Annotated in this window: 14 protein-coding genes and 2 tRNA genes; 2 read left to right on the forward strand and 14 right to left on the reverse strand. The window is 41.4% G+C overall.

What is annotated here, in order from left to right:
* Window positions 1–18 precede the first annotated feature (18 nt).
* On the reverse strand, window positions 19–1,674 hold the full coding sequence (dnaX, locus tag QMQ21_RS01805; RefSeq protein ID WP_261813796.1) for a DNA polymerase III subunit gamma/tau: 1,656 nt from the start codon (window positions 1,672–1,674) through the stop codon (window positions 19–21).
* Window positions 1,674–2,171 carry a GAF domain-containing protein gene (locus QMQ21_RS01810; RefSeq protein WP_084865023.1) on the reverse strand — a complete coding sequence of 166 codons (498 nt, stop codon included), beginning with the start codon at window positions 2,169–2,171 and terminating at the stop codon, window positions 1,674–1,676. The genes dnaX and QMQ21_RS01810 overlap by 1 nt, the downstream gene beginning before the upstream one ends.
* Window positions 2,172–2,364: 193 nt before the next feature.
* Between QMQ21_RS01810 and QMQ21_RS01815 the strand changes: the two genes are divergently transcribed.
* Window positions 2,365–3,621 (forward strand): ISL3 family transposase, encoded by a 1,257-nt coding sequence (locus QMQ21_RS01815; RefSeq protein ID WP_049501810.1) that lies wholly within the window; start codon window positions 2,365–2,367, stop codon window positions 3,619–3,621.
* Window positions 3,622–3,679: 58 nt separating this feature from the next.
* On the opposite strand, the gene rpsA is transcribed toward QMQ21_RS01815, so the two are convergent.
* From rpsA to parE, 9 genes are all read right to left on the reverse strand, one after another.
* The gene (gene rpsA, locus QMQ21_RS01820; protein WP_001001630.1) at window positions 3,680–4,882 is read right to left on the reverse strand and encodes a 30S ribosomal protein S1; all 1,203 of its coding nucleotides are present in this window, start codon (window positions 4,880–4,882) and stop codon (window positions 3,680–3,682) included.
* 161 nt (window positions 4,883–5,043) lie between these two features.
* Window positions 5,044–5,115 (reverse strand) — tRNA-Gln (locus QMQ21_RS01825).
* A 9-nt stretch (window positions 5,116–5,124) separates the two neighbouring features.
* Window positions 5,125–5,205: transfer RNA gene (locus tag QMQ21_RS01830), tRNA-Tyr, on the reverse strand.
* Between the two features lie 49 nt (window positions 5,206–5,254).
* Window positions 5,255–5,485, reverse strand: a complete 231-nt coding sequence (locus QMQ21_RS01835) for a DUF2969 domain-containing protein (RefSeq protein WP_000037113.1) — start codon at window positions 5,483–5,485, stop codon at window positions 5,255–5,257.
* Between the two features lie 97 nt (window positions 5,486–5,582).
* Window positions 5,583–7,550: a peptide ABC transporter substrate-binding protein gene (locus QMQ21_RS01840; RefSeq protein WP_261813797.1), complete on the reverse strand. Its 1,968-nt coding sequence runs from the start codon at window positions 7,548–7,550 to the stop codon at window positions 5,583–5,585.
* Window positions 7,551–7,571: 21 nt separating this feature from the next.
* Window positions 7,572–8,594 (reverse strand): branched-chain amino acid aminotransferase, encoded by a 1,023-nt coding sequence (locus tag QMQ21_RS01845; protein ID WP_261813798.1) that lies wholly within the window; start codon window positions 8,592–8,594, stop codon window positions 7,572–7,574.
* A gap of 134 nt (window positions 8,595–8,728) precedes the next feature.
* Window positions 8,729–11,200: a DNA topoisomerase IV subunit A gene (gene parC / locus QMQ21_RS01850; protein ID WP_284521255.1), complete on the reverse strand. Its 2,472-nt coding sequence runs from the start codon at window positions 11,198–11,200 to the stop codon at window positions 8,729–8,731.
* Between the two features lie 342 nt (window positions 11,201–11,542).
* The gene (locus QMQ21_RS01855) at window positions 11,543–12,361 is read right to left on the reverse strand and encodes an aminoglycoside 6-adenylyltransferase (RefSeq protein WP_049499569.1); all 819 of its coding nucleotides are present in this window, start codon (window positions 12,359–12,361) and stop codon (window positions 11,543–11,545) included.
* A gap of 27 nt (window positions 12,362–12,388) precedes the next feature.
* Window positions 12,389–14,332 carry a DNA topoisomerase IV subunit B gene (gene parE / locus QMQ21_RS01860; protein WP_049509421.1) on the reverse strand — a complete coding sequence of 648 codons (1,944 nt, stop codon included), beginning with the start codon at window positions 14,330–14,332 and terminating at the stop codon, window positions 12,389–12,391.
* A gap of 135 nt (window positions 14,333–14,467) precedes the next feature.
* Here parE and plsY point away from each other — a divergent pair, with 135 nt between their 5' ends.
* The gene (gene plsY, locus QMQ21_RS01865) at window positions 14,468–15,109 is read left to right on the forward strand and encodes a glycerol-3-phosphate 1-O-acyltransferase PlsY (RefSeq protein ID WP_261056716.1); all 642 of its coding nucleotides are present in this window, start codon (window positions 14,468–14,470) and stop codon (window positions 15,107–15,109) included.
* Between the two features lie 32 nt (window positions 15,110–15,141).
* Here the strand turns inward: plsY and QMQ21_RS01870 are convergent, their stop codons facing one another.
* The 3 genes from QMQ21_RS01870 to QMQ21_RS01880 are packed head-to-tail and all read right to left on the reverse strand — an operon-like array spanning window position 15,142 to window position 18,687.
* Window positions 15,142–16,098 carry an ABC transporter permease gene (locus tag QMQ21_RS01870; RefSeq protein ID WP_000029124.1) on the reverse strand — a complete coding sequence of 319 codons (957 nt, stop codon included), beginning with the start codon at window positions 16,096–16,098 and terminating at the stop codon, window positions 15,142–15,144.
* Between the two features lie 2 nt (window positions 16,099–16,100).
* A complete protein-coding gene (locus QMQ21_RS01875) occupies window positions 16,101–17,159 on the reverse strand; it encodes an ABC transporter permease (protein ID WP_050390200.1) in 1,059 nt (352 codons plus the stop codon).
* Entirely contained in the window at window positions 17,152–18,687 is a 1,536-nt protein-coding gene (locus tag QMQ21_RS01880; RefSeq protein WP_284521256.1) for an ABC transporter ATP-binding protein, read from the reverse strand. Before QMQ21_RS01880 ends, QMQ21_RS01875 begins: the two co-directional genes overlap by 8 nt.
* Window positions 18,688–18,744 lie beyond the last annotated feature (57 nt).

Consider the following 18,744-nt stretch of genomic DNA (forward strand, 5'->3'; position numbering starts at 1 on the left):
GTATCATGAAATCTTTCTTTAGTCTTCCTCTACCTTCACTTTATCAGCCAAAAATTCAAATCCTTCTGGAATCAGGCTTTCTTCTGCTTCTTTTTCAGTTTGAGAAGATTTGGCTTTGGCTGAAAAGGCTGCGCGAACTTCTTTCCATTCCTCCATGGAAATAGCTAAAATCTCAGGTGAAAAACCTGCTGCCTGACTGAGGATGTTACCAAACATGGTGTTGAGATTGTCCCGTTTCATGGTTTGACCAGCATTGAAGTTAGACTCAAAAGCAAGAATAGCATGGTGCTCATTGGCGGCAACCGGTTGAGAACCAACTAGCAAAGCCTTGTCCGGCCCACCAAGACTTTCAATCACTTCTCCCCAGGCATTCTGCAAACGAATCAGGTTTTGACGTGCTAAATCAGGATTTTCGACGGCCTCTTGTAGGATAGATTGCACTTTATTGCGATCCACACGATAGACTGTCTGGCCTGCTGCTGGGCGACTAGGTGCTGGACTTGTTGTCTTGGGTACAGTTCCCACATTTGCGAGTTCTTGTTTAAGACGCGCAACTTCCTGTCTCAATGCAGAAATTTCATGTTCAACTGCCCCAGAAAGAGCTGGTTCAGGCTTAATCTCTGCCAAACGGATAGTCATCATCTCAGCATAAATCTTAGGCTGCAAACTAGACTTAATATCTGCTAAACTGACTGTCGCTAAGCGAATCATTTCAAACAGATTTTCTTGAGGAAGTGTCAAATTTTCTACAAAGACTGGACTATGATGAGTGTTTTCTCCCCCTGTTTGAACAATTAACAAGTCTCTTAAATAGTGTAAAAGGTCGGTCACAAAACGAGTCATGCTCTTACCATTGTCAAAAAGAAGATTCAAGCAAGACAAAGCCTTGGGAACATCCTGTTGAGACAAGGCAGCCACATAATCATCCAAGGCTGATAGACTAATTGTGCCAGTAATTTCTTCAGAGATGGCAGTCGTCAGCTCGTTTCCCTGTGTCAAACTCAAGGCTTGATCCAAAATAGACAAGGCATCTCGCATTCCACCTTCAGCCCGTCTAGCAATGATTTCCACAGCCTCTGGTTCAGAACTGATATTTTCTTTGTCTAAGATATAGTGAATATGTTCCTTAATATCCTGTGTCTTAATCGATTTAAATTCAAAACGTTGCACACGGGATAGAATAGTCGCAGGTATCTTGTGCAATTCAGTAGTAGCCAAAATAAAGACCACATTCTGTGTTGGCTCTTCTAACGTCTTTAGGAGGGCATTAAAAGCTCCTGTAGACAGCATGTGAACCTCATCTATGATGTAAACCTTATAACGGGCAAGACTAGGAGCGTAGGTAGATTTATCACGAATTTCGCGAATTTCATCCACCCCATTATTAGAAGCCGCATCCATTTCAATGACATCTTCTAAACTACCATCCGTCACTGCCTGACAAATATAGCAGTTATTACAAGGTTCACCACCCACTTGATTGGGACAGTTCATAGCTTTGGCAAAGATCTTAGCCACACTAGTTTTTCCCGTTCCACGTGGACCAGAGAAAAGATAGGCATGACTTATTTTCTCTTGCTCTACTGCTTGTTTAAGAGTCTTAGCCACAACTTCTTGACCAACCAACTGGGAGAAGTTTTGACTTCTATATTTTCGATAAAGTGCTTGATACATTAGGCTTTCTCCCCAAACATTGTAAAGTCCCATTCTGTCTTTTCAAGCAAAATAGCGACAAATTGTTCCAAATAATCTCGATCCATAGCATCATAATCATCAAGCTCTGAAGAATCCAGATCCAGAACTCCAAGTAATTGACCATTCTTTATCATCGGCACAACAATTTCACTTTTAGCTCGACTATCACAAGAAATATAGTTGGGATAAATTGTTACATCACCAACCAGAACAGTTTCCTGAAAATGAGCTGCCTCCCCACAAACACCTTTTCCCAGTGCAATACGGATGCAGGAAACACCTCCTTGGAAAGGACCTAGAACCAATTCCTTTCCATCGAACAGATAAAAGCCTGCAAATACGGTATTAGGTAAGCGTGATTTTAGAAGAGCACTGGCGTTGGAAAGATTAGCCAAAACATTGGTTTCACCATCCAATAAAAAAGAGAGCTCTTCATTTAACATTTGATAACGTGATTGTTTTTCTGATTCTAACATAGGACTATTATATCAAAAAAGGCTTACAGACAAAAGAAAAATCCCTTGTTTAGTAAACAAAGGATTTTGGGCTCTATAATATTTGTAGTGGGTAAATCTCCTATAAATATTATGGAGCCTATTTTTGTGTAGAAAAAAAGTCCCATATGACCTATAATGAAAAGCGACGAAACAACTCATTAGAAAGATTCATATGGAACCATTACATTTTATCATAAAACTGCTCGATATCAAAGACCCTAATGTCCAAATTATGGATGTTGTTAATAGAGATACCCACAAGGAAATCATCGCTAAACTGGATTATGAGGCCCCATCTTGTCCTGAATGTGGAAGTCAAATGAAGAAATATGACTTCCAAAAACCATCGAAAATTCCTTACCTTGAAACAACTGGTATGCCTACCAGAATCCTCCTTAAAAAGCGTCGTTTCAAGTGCTATCATTGCTCTAAAATGATGGTCTCACAGACCTCTCTCGTCGAGAAAAATCACCAAATTCCTCGTATTATCAACCAAAAAATTGCGCAAAAATTGATTGAAAAAACTTCTATGACCGATATCGCTCATCAACTGGCTATTTCAACTTCAACTGTCATTCGCAAGCTTAATGACTTCCGTTTTAAGCATGATTTTTCTCGTCTTCCAGAGATTATGTCTTGGGACGAGTATGCCTTTACCAAGGGAAAGATGAGTTTCATTGCACAAGATTTTGATAATCTTAACATCATCACTGTTCTTGAAGGCAGAACACAGGCTATCATACGAAATCACTTTCTGCGCTACGAGCGAGCTGTTCGTTGTCAGGTGAAAATCATTACGATGGATATGTTTAGTCCCTACTATGCCTTAGCTAAACAGCTTTTCCCATGTGCTAAAATCGTTCTCGACCGCTTTCACATTGTCCAACATCTCAGCCGTGCTATGAGTCGTGTCCGTGTCCAAATCATGAATCAATTTGAGCGAAAATCTCATGAATACAAAGCCATCAAGCGCTACTGGAAGCTCATACAGCAGGATAGTCGTAAACTCAGTGATAAACGTTTTTATCGCCCTACTTTTCGCATGCACTTAACAAATAAAGAAATTCTAGACAAGCTTTTGAGCTATTCAGAAGACTTGAAACACCACTACAATCTCTATCAACTCTTGCTTTTTCACTTTCAGAACAAGGAACCTGTCAAATTCTTCGGACTTATTGAGGACAATCTAAAGCAGGTTCATCCTCTTTTTCAGACTGTCTTTAAAACCTTCCTCAAGGATAAAGAAAAGATTGTCAACGCCCTTCAACTACCCTATTCCAACGCCAAATTGGAAGCGACCAATAATCTCATCAAACTTATCAAGCGAAATGCCTTTGGTTTTCGGAACTTTGAAAACTTCAAAAAACGGATTTTTATCGCTCTCAATATCAAAAAAGAAAGGACGAAATGTGTCCTTTCTCGATCTTAGCTTTTCTTCAACCCACTACAGTTGACAAAGAGCCGGATTTTGTGAATTTTCAATTTGATTAAAGTTCGATATCACCGAACAAGTCAGCCATTGAGAATCCTGTTTGTGTTTCTGGAAGTTCGAAATCACGTTTTTCTTGACGCTTTGGACGACGTGGACGAGCAGCACGTTTTTCTTCTTTTTGTCCTTCTTCTTGAGCTGGACGCTCTTCAAGAGCTTTGATAGAAAGTGATACGCGCTCTGCATCTGCGTTAACTTCAAGAACTTTAACTTTAACTTCTTGACCTACTTTAAGAGCTTCTTTTGGATTTTCAATACGTTTGTGTGAAATTTGTGATACGTGAACAAGTCCATCGATACCTGGCAATACTTCAACAAATGCACCGAAGTCAGTCAAACGTTTAACTGTTCCTTCTACTACATCACCTTTAGCCAATTTTTGCTCAACGCCATCCCATGGTCCAGGTGTTGTTGCTTTAAGTGAAAGTGAGACACGTCCTTCTTCTTCGTTAAGATCAAGGATTTTAACTTCAATTTCTTCACCAACAGTTACAACTGATTTTGGTGATACGTTACGTTCGTGTGACAATTCAGTCAAGTGAACCAATCCGTCAACACCACCAAGGTCGATGAAAGCACCAAAACTTGTGATACGTGCAACTTTACCAGTTACTACATCACCAACAGCCAATTTACCAAATACTTCAGCGCGAGCTGCTGCTGTAGCTGCTTCAACAACTTCACGACGTGAAAGGATGAAGCGGTTTTCTTTAGCGTCAACTTCTTTGATTTTAGCATCAAATTCTTGACCTACAAAACGCTCAGTGTTACGTACGAAACGAGTATCCAACATTGAAGCTGGGATAAATCCACGAACACCTTCAAATTCTACTGAAAGTCCACCTTTAACGGCACGAGTTCCTTTAACAGTAACAACTTCTTCTTCGCGACCAACAAGTTTGTCCCATGCTTTGCGAGCTTCAAGGCGTTTTTTAGATACAAGGTATGTAACTGTATCAGTATCTTTACCAACTACTTGACGAAGTACAAGAACATCCAATACTTCTCCTACTTTAACAAAGTCATTGATATCTGCATCGCGATCGTTTGTCAATTCGCGAAGAGTCAAGACACCTTCAACACCAGTTCCAGAGATTGCAACGTTAGCTTGAGTCGCATCAACTGTCAATACTTCAGCACTAACAACATCACCAGTCTCAACTTGGCTAACGCTATTTAGCAAATCTTCAAATTCGTTCATCTAAAAAATCCTCCAACAATCAAGTTTTTCTTAAACTTGACATACTTATAATTTTTTTCCTAAGCACCCGCAAGGACATGTTCATATCGTTCACGTCTTTCAATTATAAAAATAAAATACCCTAAGATATTTTGCTTTTTATCTTGATTATTACCTAAGAACTGGGGTAGCTGGATTCGAACCAACGCATGAGGGAGTCAAAGTCCCTTGCCTTACCGCTTGGCTATACCCCATTGACGAAATGGAGAGAGAGGGATTCGAACCCCCGAACCCGAAGGAGCGGATTTACAGTCCGCCGCGTTTAGCCTCTTCGCTATCTCTCCTACAATCAACATGGACTATTATATCATGAAAATTTCAAAAAAACAAGACTTATTTTGCTAAATTATAATTTTCAATCAAAATTTCCACAGCTTTTTCCAATTTTTTATAAAAACTATCGACATTCCCATTCTTTATGATGGCAAATTGTCCGTCTAATTCGGCAATTTCTCCGATAACTTTTTTACCGATAGTCAATGTATAACCTTCAAAACTGTCTTTACCAACATTAACTTTAGCATCTGCTACTTGAATTTCAATTTTTTTATCTTTCTTGCTCATTTCATACCTCTCTTCACTTTTTCTATTTTACAAGAAAATCCTAAAACTAGCAAGAAAAAACTCTATACCAGGCTTGTCTGATATAAAGTTTTCTGCTTTATTTAATATGTTTTTCTAGTTCTTTTTGGTACTTACCATTTGATTCCAATTTTTCTTTTTGCCATTTTTTCAGTGCTTCTTCATATTCTTTTGTTGTAACGATATCTTTTTGCAATTTCATTCCTTTAAAGATATATGGGTCACCTTTAATACCAACTTGTGAGTATGGTTTTGAGAATGGTACTACGTTACTTACAACTGGAGAACCACCAGATGAGGCTGTTGGCATCAATAATGAACTATCTGTCAACCAAGCTTGAGCCTTGGCATATTTTTCATAGCGCTCTTCAAGATTCGTAGTTTCTGAATCTGCATCATCCAATAATTTCTTATATTGGTCCAAACCAAGTTTAGCTACAACATCCTTATCTTTCCCTTTAGTAATACCAAGGTGTTTCATAGCAGAACCTGATTTAGGATCCATGATATTCAAGTAAGATGCTGGGTCTTGATAACTTGGAGCCCATCCTGTACTATTCAAGTCATAGTCTTTTTGAGAAGGAACACGTGCTTGAGAAGTGATTGTTTCCTTTTCATTATCTGTCATTTGAAGAACATCGATGACAACATTTTCAGCACCAAGAGTTGATTCGATAGACTGTTTGAAAGAGTTGCTTTGTTGAACGGCGATGGTATCTGTTTGTTCAACTGGGACATCCAAGTGAATTGGGAATGTTACCCCTTTAGATTCCAAGTCTTTCTTAGCTTTTTCGAACGCAGCTTTAGCCTTGTCAGGGTTGTAGATAGAATCCTTACCGTCAACTAGCTCAACACCTTTCCACTGGTCACCATAGTTCACCAACTCTGCTTGAGCGATTTGACCAAAGTTTTTCCCACCTGCTTGTACAAAGTTGTCAGGAACAAGGCTGTTACGAATAATCTTATCCGCACCGTCTTCACCATTTAGCTGAGCAGCATAAGAATGGCGGTTAAAGGCAAAGTTGATAGCCTGACGGAAGTCCTTATTAAGCATAGCTTCTTTTGTAGAAGTCTTTTGTTCTTCACTTGTTTTCGCAGTTTTATTGTATGACTGACGATTTACGTTAAAGGTGAAGTAATAACTACTTGAGTCCTGTGGGCTATAAGTTATTTTATCTCCGTATTGTTCCAAAGTAGAAGCAAAGTTTGAGCTACTTGGGAAGAGACGGGCTGTCGTATAGGCACCAGAAGAGAAGCTACGAATCAACGATTCCTGATCAGAACCATCGTAGTAAGTCAATTTAATCTTCTCGATTTTTACCTTTTCTTTATCCCAGTAATTTGGGTTTTTCTCGTATTCGATCAACGATTTAGAAGTCAAGGCCTTCAAGATATAAGGACCATTGTAGAGAATCCCTGCTGGAGTAACTGCTCCATAATCTTTACCTGATGCCTTCAAAAATTCTTCATTTACAGGCAACATCGTTGCTGTTGTGACTTTAGAGTTCCAGAAGCTTTCTGGTTTGTTTAGGGTATATTCGACTGTGTAATCATCCAAGGCCTTGACACCAACTGTAGAGAAATCATTGGTCTCACCAGTCATGTAGGCATCCAAGCCCTTGATTGAATTTTGGATGAGAGAGACACCGTCTGACTTGCCGTCAGCTACGTGTTTTAGTCCTGTCACAAAGTCATGGGCTGTTACTTCTGCGTATTCTTCGCCTTCTGAAGTGTACCATTTAACTCCTTTACGAAGTTTATAGGTATAAGTCAAACCATCTTTTGAGACAGACCAATCTTCAGCCAAGGAAGGAATAACATTCCCGTACTGGTCATTTTCCATCAAACCATCCACCACATTCCCGATGACATCTGTTGTAGATGTACGAGTCGCTATACTATAATCCAAAGATGCTGGATCTACTGCATAGACATATGAAAATGTTGTCGGTGCATCTGCTTCTTTATCAGCTTTTCCACAAGCCACTAAAAGAGCTGTTGTGCTCAGGACCACTCCTGCTGTTAAGAGCCATTTTTTCGATTTCATAAAAATCTCCTTTAGTTAATTTTAATCTACTTTTACAATCCAACCTTCTGGCGCTTCAATATCACCAAACTGAATACCTGTCAATTCATCATAGAGTTTACGAGTCACAGGACCTACTTCTGTTTCACTATAGAAAACATGGAAATCATCACCGTGCTGAATTCCACCAATTGGAGAAATAACTGCTGCTGTACCACAGGCACCTGCCTCTACAAAACGGTCAAGATTATCAATTGGGACATCCCCCTCAATAGGAGTTAAGCCCAAGCGATGTTCTGCTAAGTAAAGCAAAGAATACTTGGTAATAGATGGCAAGATAGATGGACTCAATGGTGTTACAAATTCATTATCAGCTGTAATTCCAAAGAAGTTAGCTGATCCGACCTCTTCAATCTTTGTATGAGTTGATGGGTCTAGATAGATAACATCTGAGAAATGACGTGACTTGGCCAATTTCCCTGGCAAGAGACTTGCAGCATAGTTTCCACCAACCTTAGCCGCACCTGTACCATTTGGAGCGGCACGGTCGTATTCATCCTGAATCAAGAAGTTGGTTGGGACCAAACCGCCTTTAAAGTAATTACCAACTGGCATGGCAAAGATGGTGAAAATGTACTCTTCTGCCGGTTTTACTCCGATAATATCTCCTACTCCAATCAAAAGAGGACGAAGATAAAGGGTTCCACCTGTTCCGTATGGAGGTACATATTCTTCATTCGCACGAACAACTGCCTTACAAGCTTCTACAAACATTTCTGTTGGAACTTGCGGCATCAAGAGACGCTCACAAGTACGTTGCAGACGTTTAGCATTTTCATCAGGACGGAAAAGTTGAATACTACCATCCTTAGTACGATAAGCTTTCAAACCTTCAAATGCTTGTTGACCATAGTGAAGACTTGGAGAAGACTCTGAAATATGCAAGGTTGCATCTTCTGTCAACTCTCCTTGATTCCATTGTCCATTTTTAAAATGAGCAATATAGCGATAAGGTAATTTCATATAGGAAAAACCGAGATTTTCCCAATCAATCGTTACTGTCATATTCCACTCCTTATTCTAAAAACCTATTTCTTTTATTCTACACTATTTTTCTAAAATAGCAAGTATATTTTGTAATTTTCAGAAAATTTCTTCAATAAAAAGAACCAGCTCTGAGAACTGATTCTTCATTTCACTTATTTAGCTTCAGTAAATACTTCTTTAAGATAAGCATCAAAAACTTCTTCATCTGAAATGGTGTCTGAAATAAAGCTTCCATTGCTAGTACGTTCTGACAGGTTCAAGTCTTGTAGTCGACTTTCATAGATTGTACCTTTGTTAGATTGAACAATCAGAGTTTGGTCGTTCTCTTCCACTTCTGTACTGAAGAGATCACCAACAAATCCTTGCTCTGCAACTGATCCTGCTAAGAAGACACGATGCGGTTTGTTTTTCAACTCACGCAAGACTTGTAGTCCTCGTTTGGCACGGCTAGTTGCTGGAATTTCGTCAATAGAAACACGTTTCAAACTTCCACGCTGAGTCAAGAGGTAGAAGGATGAAGTGTTACAGATAAAGGCCGATTGGAGGGTATCATCTTCTTTCAGGTTCATAGCCTTGACACCTGCAGCCTTAGCACCGACAACTGGTACCTCTTCGATATTGAAACGAAGGGCATAACCATTTTGGCTGATCAAGAGAACATCATCTAGTTTGATTGGAGCTACTGCTACAATCTGGTCTGTATCATCTTTGAGCTTAGCATACTTGACAGACTTAGACTTGTAGGTCCGCCATGGGGTGAATTCTTTTCGCTCTACACGCTTGATTTGACCGAGACGAGTCGCAGCAAAGTAGGTTGTCGCATCATCAAACTGATCCACTACTTCCACATAAAGGATTTCTTCGTTAGTTTCAAAGTTTGTAATGGTTTGGCTCAGATGCTCACCGATATCCTTCCAACGAATGTCTGCCAATTCATGGATTGGTCGATAAATGACATTTCCAAGCGTCGTGAACATCAAGAGATGCTGGGTTGTCTTGGCAGATTGAACAAAAATCAAACGGTCGTCATCACGTTTGCCAATTTCTTCCAGCGTTGAAGCCGCAAAGGAACGTGGGCTGGTACGCTTGATATAACCTGCCTTGGTCACGCTGACGTAGGTATCTTCCTCGGCGATAAGACTGGCTGTATCAATCTCAATTGCTTTCGCAGTGTCTTCTAGAGAACTCAAACGCGGAGTCGCAAACTTCTTCTTAACCTCACGAAGTTCTTTCTTCATGAGATTGTACATAGTCCGCTCATCCCCGATAATAGCCGCCAGCATGGCAATCTTTTCACGAAGTTCTGCTTCTTCTTCCTGTAAGACAACCACATCGGTATTGGTCAAACGATACAATTGCAAGGTAACGATGGCCTCAGCCTGCTCCTCTGTAAAATCATAGCTAACTTTGAGATTTTCCTTGGCATCCGCCTTATTCTCAGAAGCACGGATAAGCGCAATGACTTCGTCCAAAATCGAAATCACACGAATCAAACCTTCAACGATATGGAGACGTTTCTCAGCCTTTTCCTTATCAAAGCGTGAACGCGCCAAAATCACTTCACGACGGTGGGCAATGTAGCTAGACAGGATTGGAACAATCCCAACCTGACGAGGCGTGAAATTGTCAATTGCCACCATATTAAAGTTGTAGTTGATTTGTAGGTCGGTGTATTTAAATAGGTAGTTGAGAACAAGCTCCGTATTGGCATCTTTTTTTAGCTCAATAGCAATACGGAGACCGTCACGGTCAGACTCATCGCGAACCTCAGCAATACCAGACACCTTATTATTGACACGAACATCATCAATCTTCTTGACTAGATTGGCCTTGTTGATTTCATAAGGAATCTCAGTAACAACAATTTGTTCCTTACCACCTTTTAGCTTTTCAATCTCAGTCTTGGAACGAACAACCACGCGCCCTTTCCCAGTTTCATAGGCCTTCTTGATTTCATCACGACCCTGGATAATCCCTCCAGTCGGGAAGTCTGGTCCAGGCAAGAATTCCATGAGTTTATCCACCTTGGCAGTTGGATGGTCAATCATGTAAACAGCTGTATCGATGACCTCAGCTAAATTATGAGGTGGAATATCTGTCGCATATCCAGCCGAAATACCAGTCGATCCATTTACCAAGAGATTTGGAAAGGCTGCTGGCAAGACTGTCGGCTCTTTTTCGGTGTCATCAAAGTTCCAAGCAAAGGGAACTGTCTTCTTCTCGATATCCTGAAGAAGATAGCCAGCAATTTCAGACAGACGTGCCTCAGTATAACGCATAGCCGCAGGCGGATCTCCGTCCATAGAACCGTTATTACCGTGCATTTCAACCAAAATCTCACGATTTTTCCAGTCCTGTGACATACGAACCATGGCATCATAGATAGAAGAATCACCGTGTGGGTGGAAATTCCCCATGATGTTACCGACAGACTTGGCCGACTTGCGGTAACTCTTATCAAAGGTATTGCCATCCTTATTCATAGAATAAAGAATGCGACGCTGAACCGGCTTCAAGCCATCACGAATATCTGGCAAAGCCCGGTCTTGAATAATGTACTTGGAGTAGCGACCAAAGCGCTCTCCCATAATGTCCTCCAGGGACATGTTTTGAATGTTACTCATATAGGATACAGAGCCCGTAAAATACCAAGTGAAAATAGAAAATTCTTGAAGTAAGAAAGCTCACAAGAGAATTTATCTTTTTCACCTAGCATTTAGGGCGTGTTCAACTCCTTTCAAAGAATGTAGAGTAGATTTTTACAGAAAAGGTGTTCAGTTAAGATATAAAGGGACGATTTGGCTTGCCGAAAATTTCTGTAGAAAAATAGAAAATCGATGTAGGGCTCGATGAAGTCAAGACGATTTGACTTTTTTCCGACTAAAATTAGTTCCGTGTTCAGTTACTACAAATAATCAAACGACCCTTTCTGTAGTTTAATCTTTTAAATTAAGGTCTTTAGTTAGTTAGCGATTAAGAAGTCTCTCCTCAGCATACTCAATCATTTTCTCAGCTACTTCCATATCATAGTCAAATCCCATCTTGTGAGCAAATCTTTGAGCTTCTCTATGGAAAAGTTGCATCGTAGCAAACAAAGACTCAGTGATTTTATCTAAACTTGAGAAATCAAGCAAATCTGAGAATTCCTTCTTTTGCTCAGCAGGTAAATAGTTGAAGAGATACTTGTAGTTCTTGCCGATATCGACTTTCCCCCTATCACTTGCAACCTGCCAAGCCAAAATTTTCAAGAATTCTTGTTGACAAATGCCGTAGAGATGGTCAGTCGCGTAGATGACTTGCTTACGACAGATTCCTTTGACCACGTAGGCTGACACCCACCAAAATTCATTGCAGGATTTTACAAAATTCGTTTCAGTAGCTGGGGGTGTCCAGTAACGCTCTAGATTTTGCGAATAGGGTTCAAATAAATGTTCTGGGTCTTCAAAAACAGTGAATCCAGCCTCGCTATCCACCCACTCTTGGATGTGGTCTTTAGGGCAGAGAGTCAAATCAATGCGATTGCCATCTTCAAAGAGCATGAGAAATAGACGGCGATGACCAAAACCAACTTCTTGCTCAATAATGCGCTTCCCAAACAGGTCCAGCCAAGAAAGGTCACTCGTCAGATTATCTAAATCGTCCACGACATAGACCACGTCATAGTCTTGAAATTCATCTTTTGGGGCCTTTGGGTTTGTCCGTGAACCAGACATAGCGACAGCTTTGACTTGTAAAGTTTTGGCAATCTGTAAAATCAGATCTAGCATTTCTGTTTCAGTTCTCATTTCGATACCCATTCATTAAAAAGTGACTTAAAACACTGTCGCTTCTTCCAGCGTAAATTTGACATTATCCTCAATCCACTTACGGCGTGGTTCGACCTTGTCTCCCATGAGGACATTGACGCGGCGTTCGGCGCGAGCCAGATCTTCAATGGTGACACGGATGAGGGTACGGGTTTCTGGATTCATAGTTGTTTCCCAGAGCTGGTCCGCATTCATCTCTCCAAGCCCCTTGTAGCGTTGGAGTGTTGCACCTTTACCGAACTGTTTGCGAAGTTCTTCAAGTTCTCCGTCTGTCCAAGCGTAGGCCACTTCTTCTTTCTTGCCTTTTCCTTTGGACATCTTGTAAAGAGGCGGAAGGGCAATATAGACATGTCCCGCCTCAACTAGCGGACGCATATAACGGTAGAAAAAGGTTAAGAGAAGTGTTTGAATATGGGCACCGTCGGTATCCGCATCGGTCATGATAATGATCTTGTCATAGTTGGCGTCTTCAATGGAGAAGTCTGCTCCAACACCCGCACCAATGGTATAAATCATGGTATTGATTTCTTCATTTTTGAGAATATCCGCCATCTTGGCCTTGGCTGTATTGATAACCTTACCACGTAGAGGCAAGATAGCCTGGAACTTGCGGTCACGACCTTGCTTGGCAGAACCGCCGGCAGAGTCCCCCTCAACTAGATAGAGTTCATTCTTAGCAGGATTCTTAGACTGGGCTGGCGTTAATTTACCCGACAACAAGCCCTTATCTTTCTTATTTTTCTTACCATTTCGGCTTTCATCACGCGCTTTACGTGCTGCTTCACGGGCATCACGCGCCTTGATAGCCTTGCGAATAAGATTAGAGGCTAGTTCCCCATTTTCCATGAGGAAGAAAGTCAACTTATCAGCCACAATTCCATCTACAACCGGACGAGCTAGTGGGCTTCCAAGTTTGTCCTTGGTCTGGCCTTCAAACTGCAAATGTTCTTCAGGAACAAGGATAGAAAGAACGGCTGCTAATCCCTCACGATAGTCGGAACCTTCAAGGTTTTTATCTTTTTCCTTGAGAAGACCTGTCTTACGCGCATAGTCATTCATAACCTTGGTAATGGCAGACTTAAGTCCTGTTTCATGCGTTCCCCCATCCTTGGTACGAACGTTATTAACAAAGGATAGAATGTTATCTGAAAATCCGTCATTATACTGAAGAGCTACTTCCACTTGGAAACCATTGTCTTCACCTTCAAAGTAAAGAACTGGTGTCAAGGTTTCCTTGTCTTCATTCAGATAAGAAACAAAGTCTTGTACCCCATTTTCATAGTGAAACTCAACAGACTCATCTGTTCGCTTATCCGTCAAGGACAAGGTCACATTTTTCAAGAGAAAGGCTGATTCATTAAGACGCTCTGAGATGGTATTGTACTTGAAGTCTATCGTAGAAAAGATCGTCGCATCAGGCATAAACGTAACCTTGGTACCTGTTTTAGACTTGGGCGCTGTACCGATTTTCTTCAGAGTCGTGACAGGTTTTCCACCATTTTCAAAACGTTGCTTGTAAATTGCACCATCGCGAGTGATTTCAACTTCTAGCCAACTTGAAAGAGCGTTAACAACGGAAGAACCCACCCCGTGGAGACCACCAGATGTCTTGTAGCCACCCTGACCGAATTTCCCTCCGGCGTGAAGAATGGTAAAGATAACCTCAACTGTTGGGATTCCCATCGCGTGCATTCCAGTCGGCATCCCACGTCCGTGGTCTTGAACCGTTAAACTGCCGTCTTTATTAATGGTCACATCAATACGGTCACCAAATCCAGACAAGGCTTCATCGACAGCATTATCGACGATTTCCCAGACTAGGTGGTGGAGCCCAGCGCCATCGGTCGATCCGATATACATCCCTGGACGTTTTCGGACCGCATCCAACCCTTCTAGCACCTGAATGGCATCATCATTATAATTGTTAATATTGATTTCCTTTTTTGACACAAGGAACCTCCTATTCGTTCATCTTTACTATTCTACAGGTTTTCCAAGGATTTTGCAAAATTTTTCTTTCTCCGGTGTGACAATTTCAGAAGAGATTCTCTGCCTTTCTTCTCCATTTCATGATATAATAGGAGTATGATTACAATAGTTTTATTAATCCTAGCTTATCTGCTGGGTTCGATTCCGTCTGGTCTCTGGATTGGACAAGTATTCTTTCAAATCAATCTGCGCGAGCATGGTTCTGGTAACACTGGAACGACCAATACCTTCCGCATTTTAGGCAAGAAAGCTGGTATGGCAACCTTTGTGATTGACTTTTTCAAAGGAACCCTAGCAACACTGCTTCCGATTATGTTTCATCTTCAAGGAGTTTCGCCTCTCATCTTTGGACTTTTGGCTGTCATTGGACATACCTTCCCTATCTTTGCAGGATTTAAGGGAGGCAAGGCTGTCGCAACCAGTGCTGGAGTGGTTTTCGGATTTGCACCTGTCTTCTGTCTCTACCTTGCAGTTGTTTTCTTTGGAACCCTCTATCTTGGTAGTATGATTTCACTATCTAGTGTCACAGCATCTATCGCGGCTGTCATCGGAGTTCTACTCTTTCCACTTTTTGGTTTTATTCTGAGTCACTATGACCCTCTCTTCATCGCTATTATCCTAGCACTTGCTAGTTTGATTATCATTCGTCATAAGGACAATATCACACGCATTAAAAATAAAACTGAAAATCTTGTCCCTTGGGGACTGAACTTAACCCATCAAAATTCTAAAAAATAAACGCCAGTTCTGTACTGACGTTTTTTGTATGCTTATTTTGATTTGATATAGTTGATACCATCTGCTTTTGGTGCAACTGCTTTTCCAAAGAAGGCTGCCAAGACAAGAATTGTCAAAACATAAGGTGCGATTTGAAGATAAACCGCAGGCACTCCTTGTAGGAATGGCAATTGAGATCCGATAACAGCCAAACTTTGTGAAAGTCCAAAGAAAAGACTAGAAAGCATGGCTCCGATTGGATTCCATTTTCCGAAGATCATCGCAGCAAGGGCGATAAATCCAGGTCCAACAATAGTTGTCACTGAGAAGTTAACTGAGATTGATTGAGCATAAATCGCTCCGCCAATTCCACCTAGGAAACCTGAAATAATAACCCCTAAATATCTCATCTTGTAGACATTGATTCCCAACGTGTCCGCTGCTTGAGGATGTTCACCAACAGAGCGGAGACGAAGACCAAAGCGAGTTTTGAAGAGAATAAACCAAGCAAGGAACGAGAAGGCAATCGCCAAGTAACCAAGAAGGCTAGTTGACTTGAAGAAGATATCACCGATTACTGGGATATTTGCCAAGACTGGGAAATCAAAGCGTCCAAAAGTCTGACTTAGGTTGTCGGTTTGTCCTTTGTTATAAAGGACTTTCACTAAGAAAACAGCCAAGGCTGGCGCCATCAAGTTCAATACCGTACCGCTGACAACATGGTCTGCACGGAAATGAACCGTCGCTGCTGCGTGTATGATAGAGAAGAGGCCTCCAACCAATCCTGCTACAAGCAAGGATAGCCATGGAGTTGCTGCTCCAAATTGTTCTGCAAATTCAAGGTTAAAGACAACTCCAGAAAAGGCACCCATTACCATAATTCCTTCAAGGCCGACGTTTACGACACCACCACGTTCAGAGAAAACACCACCAATACTTGTAAAGATGAGGGGCGCTGAGTAAATCAGCATAGAAGACACCAAGAGGGTGAGCAAGGTTGTAATAGACATCTTTACTTACCTCCTTTAACTTGTTTTTTCGGTTTGACAAAGCGTTCGATAAGGTAATGAACACTGACAAAGAAGATAATAGACGCTGTTACAATGCTGACAAGCTCAGACGGTACCTGCGCCGCATTCATACCAGGGGCTCCAACTTGGAGAACACCAAATAAGAAGGCTGCAAAGAGAATACCAATTGGTGAGTTGGCCGCAAGCAGACTAACCGCCATCCCGTTAAATCCGACAGCTAATGACGACCCCTGAACATAAACGTTCTGGAAGGTTCCCAGACCTTCAACAGCTCCACCAAGACCAGCCAAGGCACCTGATATAATCATTGATAGGATAATTGTTCGTTTGGCAGAAATACCAGCGTATTCTGAAGCATGTGGATTAAGGCCAACCGCACGGATTTCAAAACCAAGAGTCGTTTTCTTGAGCATGAACCAAATGACTGCAACAGCAATGATGGCAAAGAAAATACCGATATTCATCCGTGAGTTACCAGTCAACTCAGCCAACCAAGGTGTCTGATAGGTTGCATTAGCCCCAACACGAATGGTCGAATCTGTACTTTGCATGAAGTCTTTAGGGAAAGCATGGATAAAGGCATTCCCTACATATAAGACAATGTAGTTCATCATGATGGTTACGATAACCTCTGACGTCCCTAGATAGGCTCTAAGAATACCCGGAATCGCTCCAACAATCCCACCAGCAATCAGGGCAATCACGATAGTCGCTAAAATCATCAACGGACGGGGCATATCTGGATGCGACAGGGCAAACCAACCACTGAGAATCCAACCCGCCAAAGCCTGACCAGGAAGCCCGACGTTAAAGAAACCTGCTCGACTGGCAACGGCAAAACCAAGACCAATCAAGACCAATGGCCCCATAGCACGGAAGATTTCTCCAATTCCACGCAGGCTACCAAAGGCTGTATAGAACAATTCTTCATAGCCCCAAATAGCATCATAACCAAAGATCCACATGACAATGGCTCCGAGTAAAATTCCTAGGAATACAGAAATCAAGGGAACCGAAATTTGTTGTAATTTTTTAGACATCACTCTTCTCCTTTCCCAAGTTTCCACCAGCCATCAAGACACCAAGTTCTTGTTTATTGGTTGTTTCTGGTGATACAATACCTTGAATCTTACCATCGTGGATAACGGCAATACGGTCTGAAACGTTTAAAATCTCATCCAATTCAAAGCTGACAACAAGGACAGCTTTACCATTATCACGCTCTTCAATCAAGCGTTTGTGGATATATTCAATAGCACCGACATCCAAACCACGAGTTGGCTGGCTGACGATAAGGAGATCAGGATCACGATCAATTTCACGAGCAATAATTGCTTTTTGTTGATTTCCTCCTGAAAGTGCAGCTGCAGGAACAAATTCACTGGCAGCACGAACATCAAACTCTTCCATTAGCTTTTTAGCATAAGAGGTAATATTTGAATAGTTCAAAATTCCATTTTTACTATGTGGTTCTTTATAGTAGGTTTGAAGGGCAATATTTTCAGAAATCATCATTTCCAAAATCAAGCCATCACGGTGACGGTCTTCTGGAACGTGCCCAACACTCAATTCTGTAATCTGACGTGGGGGCAATCCTACAATTGAATCTCCTTTTAGCTCAATGCTACCAGATTCAACCTTGCGAAGACCTGTAATGGCTTGAATCAGTTCAGACTGACCATTTCCATCAATCCCCGCAATCCCAACAATCTCTCCAGAACGAACATCCAAGGACAGATTTTTAACAGCTGGAACACCGCGGTTTTCATTGACCACCAAGTCTTTAATAGACAAGACCACTTCTTTTGGTTGAGAGGCTTGTTTCTCTGTTTTAAAGGAAACAGAACGTCCTACCATCATTTCTGCCAAATCAGCATTGGTAGCCCCTGCGATTTCGACAGTTTCAATTGATTTCCCACGACGGATAACTGTAACGCGGTCAGAAACTGCACGAATCTCGTCCAACTTGTGGGTAATCAAGATAATTGATTTCCCTTCTTTGACAAGATTTTTCAAAATAGCCATCAACTCATCAATTTCTGATGGAGTCAAGACAGCCGTTGGTTCGTCAAAGATAAGAATATCAGCCCCACGATAAAGGGTTTTTAAAATTTCTACACGTTGTTGGGCTCCAACTGAGATATCTGCCACCTTGGCAGAAGGGTCAACAGCTAAGCCATAACGTTCAGAAAGAGCCTTGATTTCTTTGCTAGCTCCAGCGATATCTAGCACACCATTTTTAGTCAATTCACTACCTAAAATGATGTTTTCAGCCACTGTGAAGGCTTCTACCAACATAAAGTGCTGGTGAACCATTCCGATTCCCAAGCTAGCTGCTTTAGATGGTGAGTCGAGGTTGACAACTTGACCGTTGACCACAATTTCACCACTGGTTGGTTCAAGAAGCCCTGCTAACATGTTCATTAGCGTGGACTTTCCAGCCCCATTTTCTCCTAAAAGTGCATGAATTTCACCTTTTCGTAGGTGCAGGTTGATTTTGTCGTTGGCAACAAATTCACCAAACACCTTGGTAATATCACGCATCTCAATGACATTTTCTTGTGCCATGTGCTCTTCCTTTCAGAGTCTTATTTTATTTCAATAAAACTTGCTAGTTTATCTAGT

Source organism: Streptococcus bouchesdurhonensis, assembly GCF_948472335.1.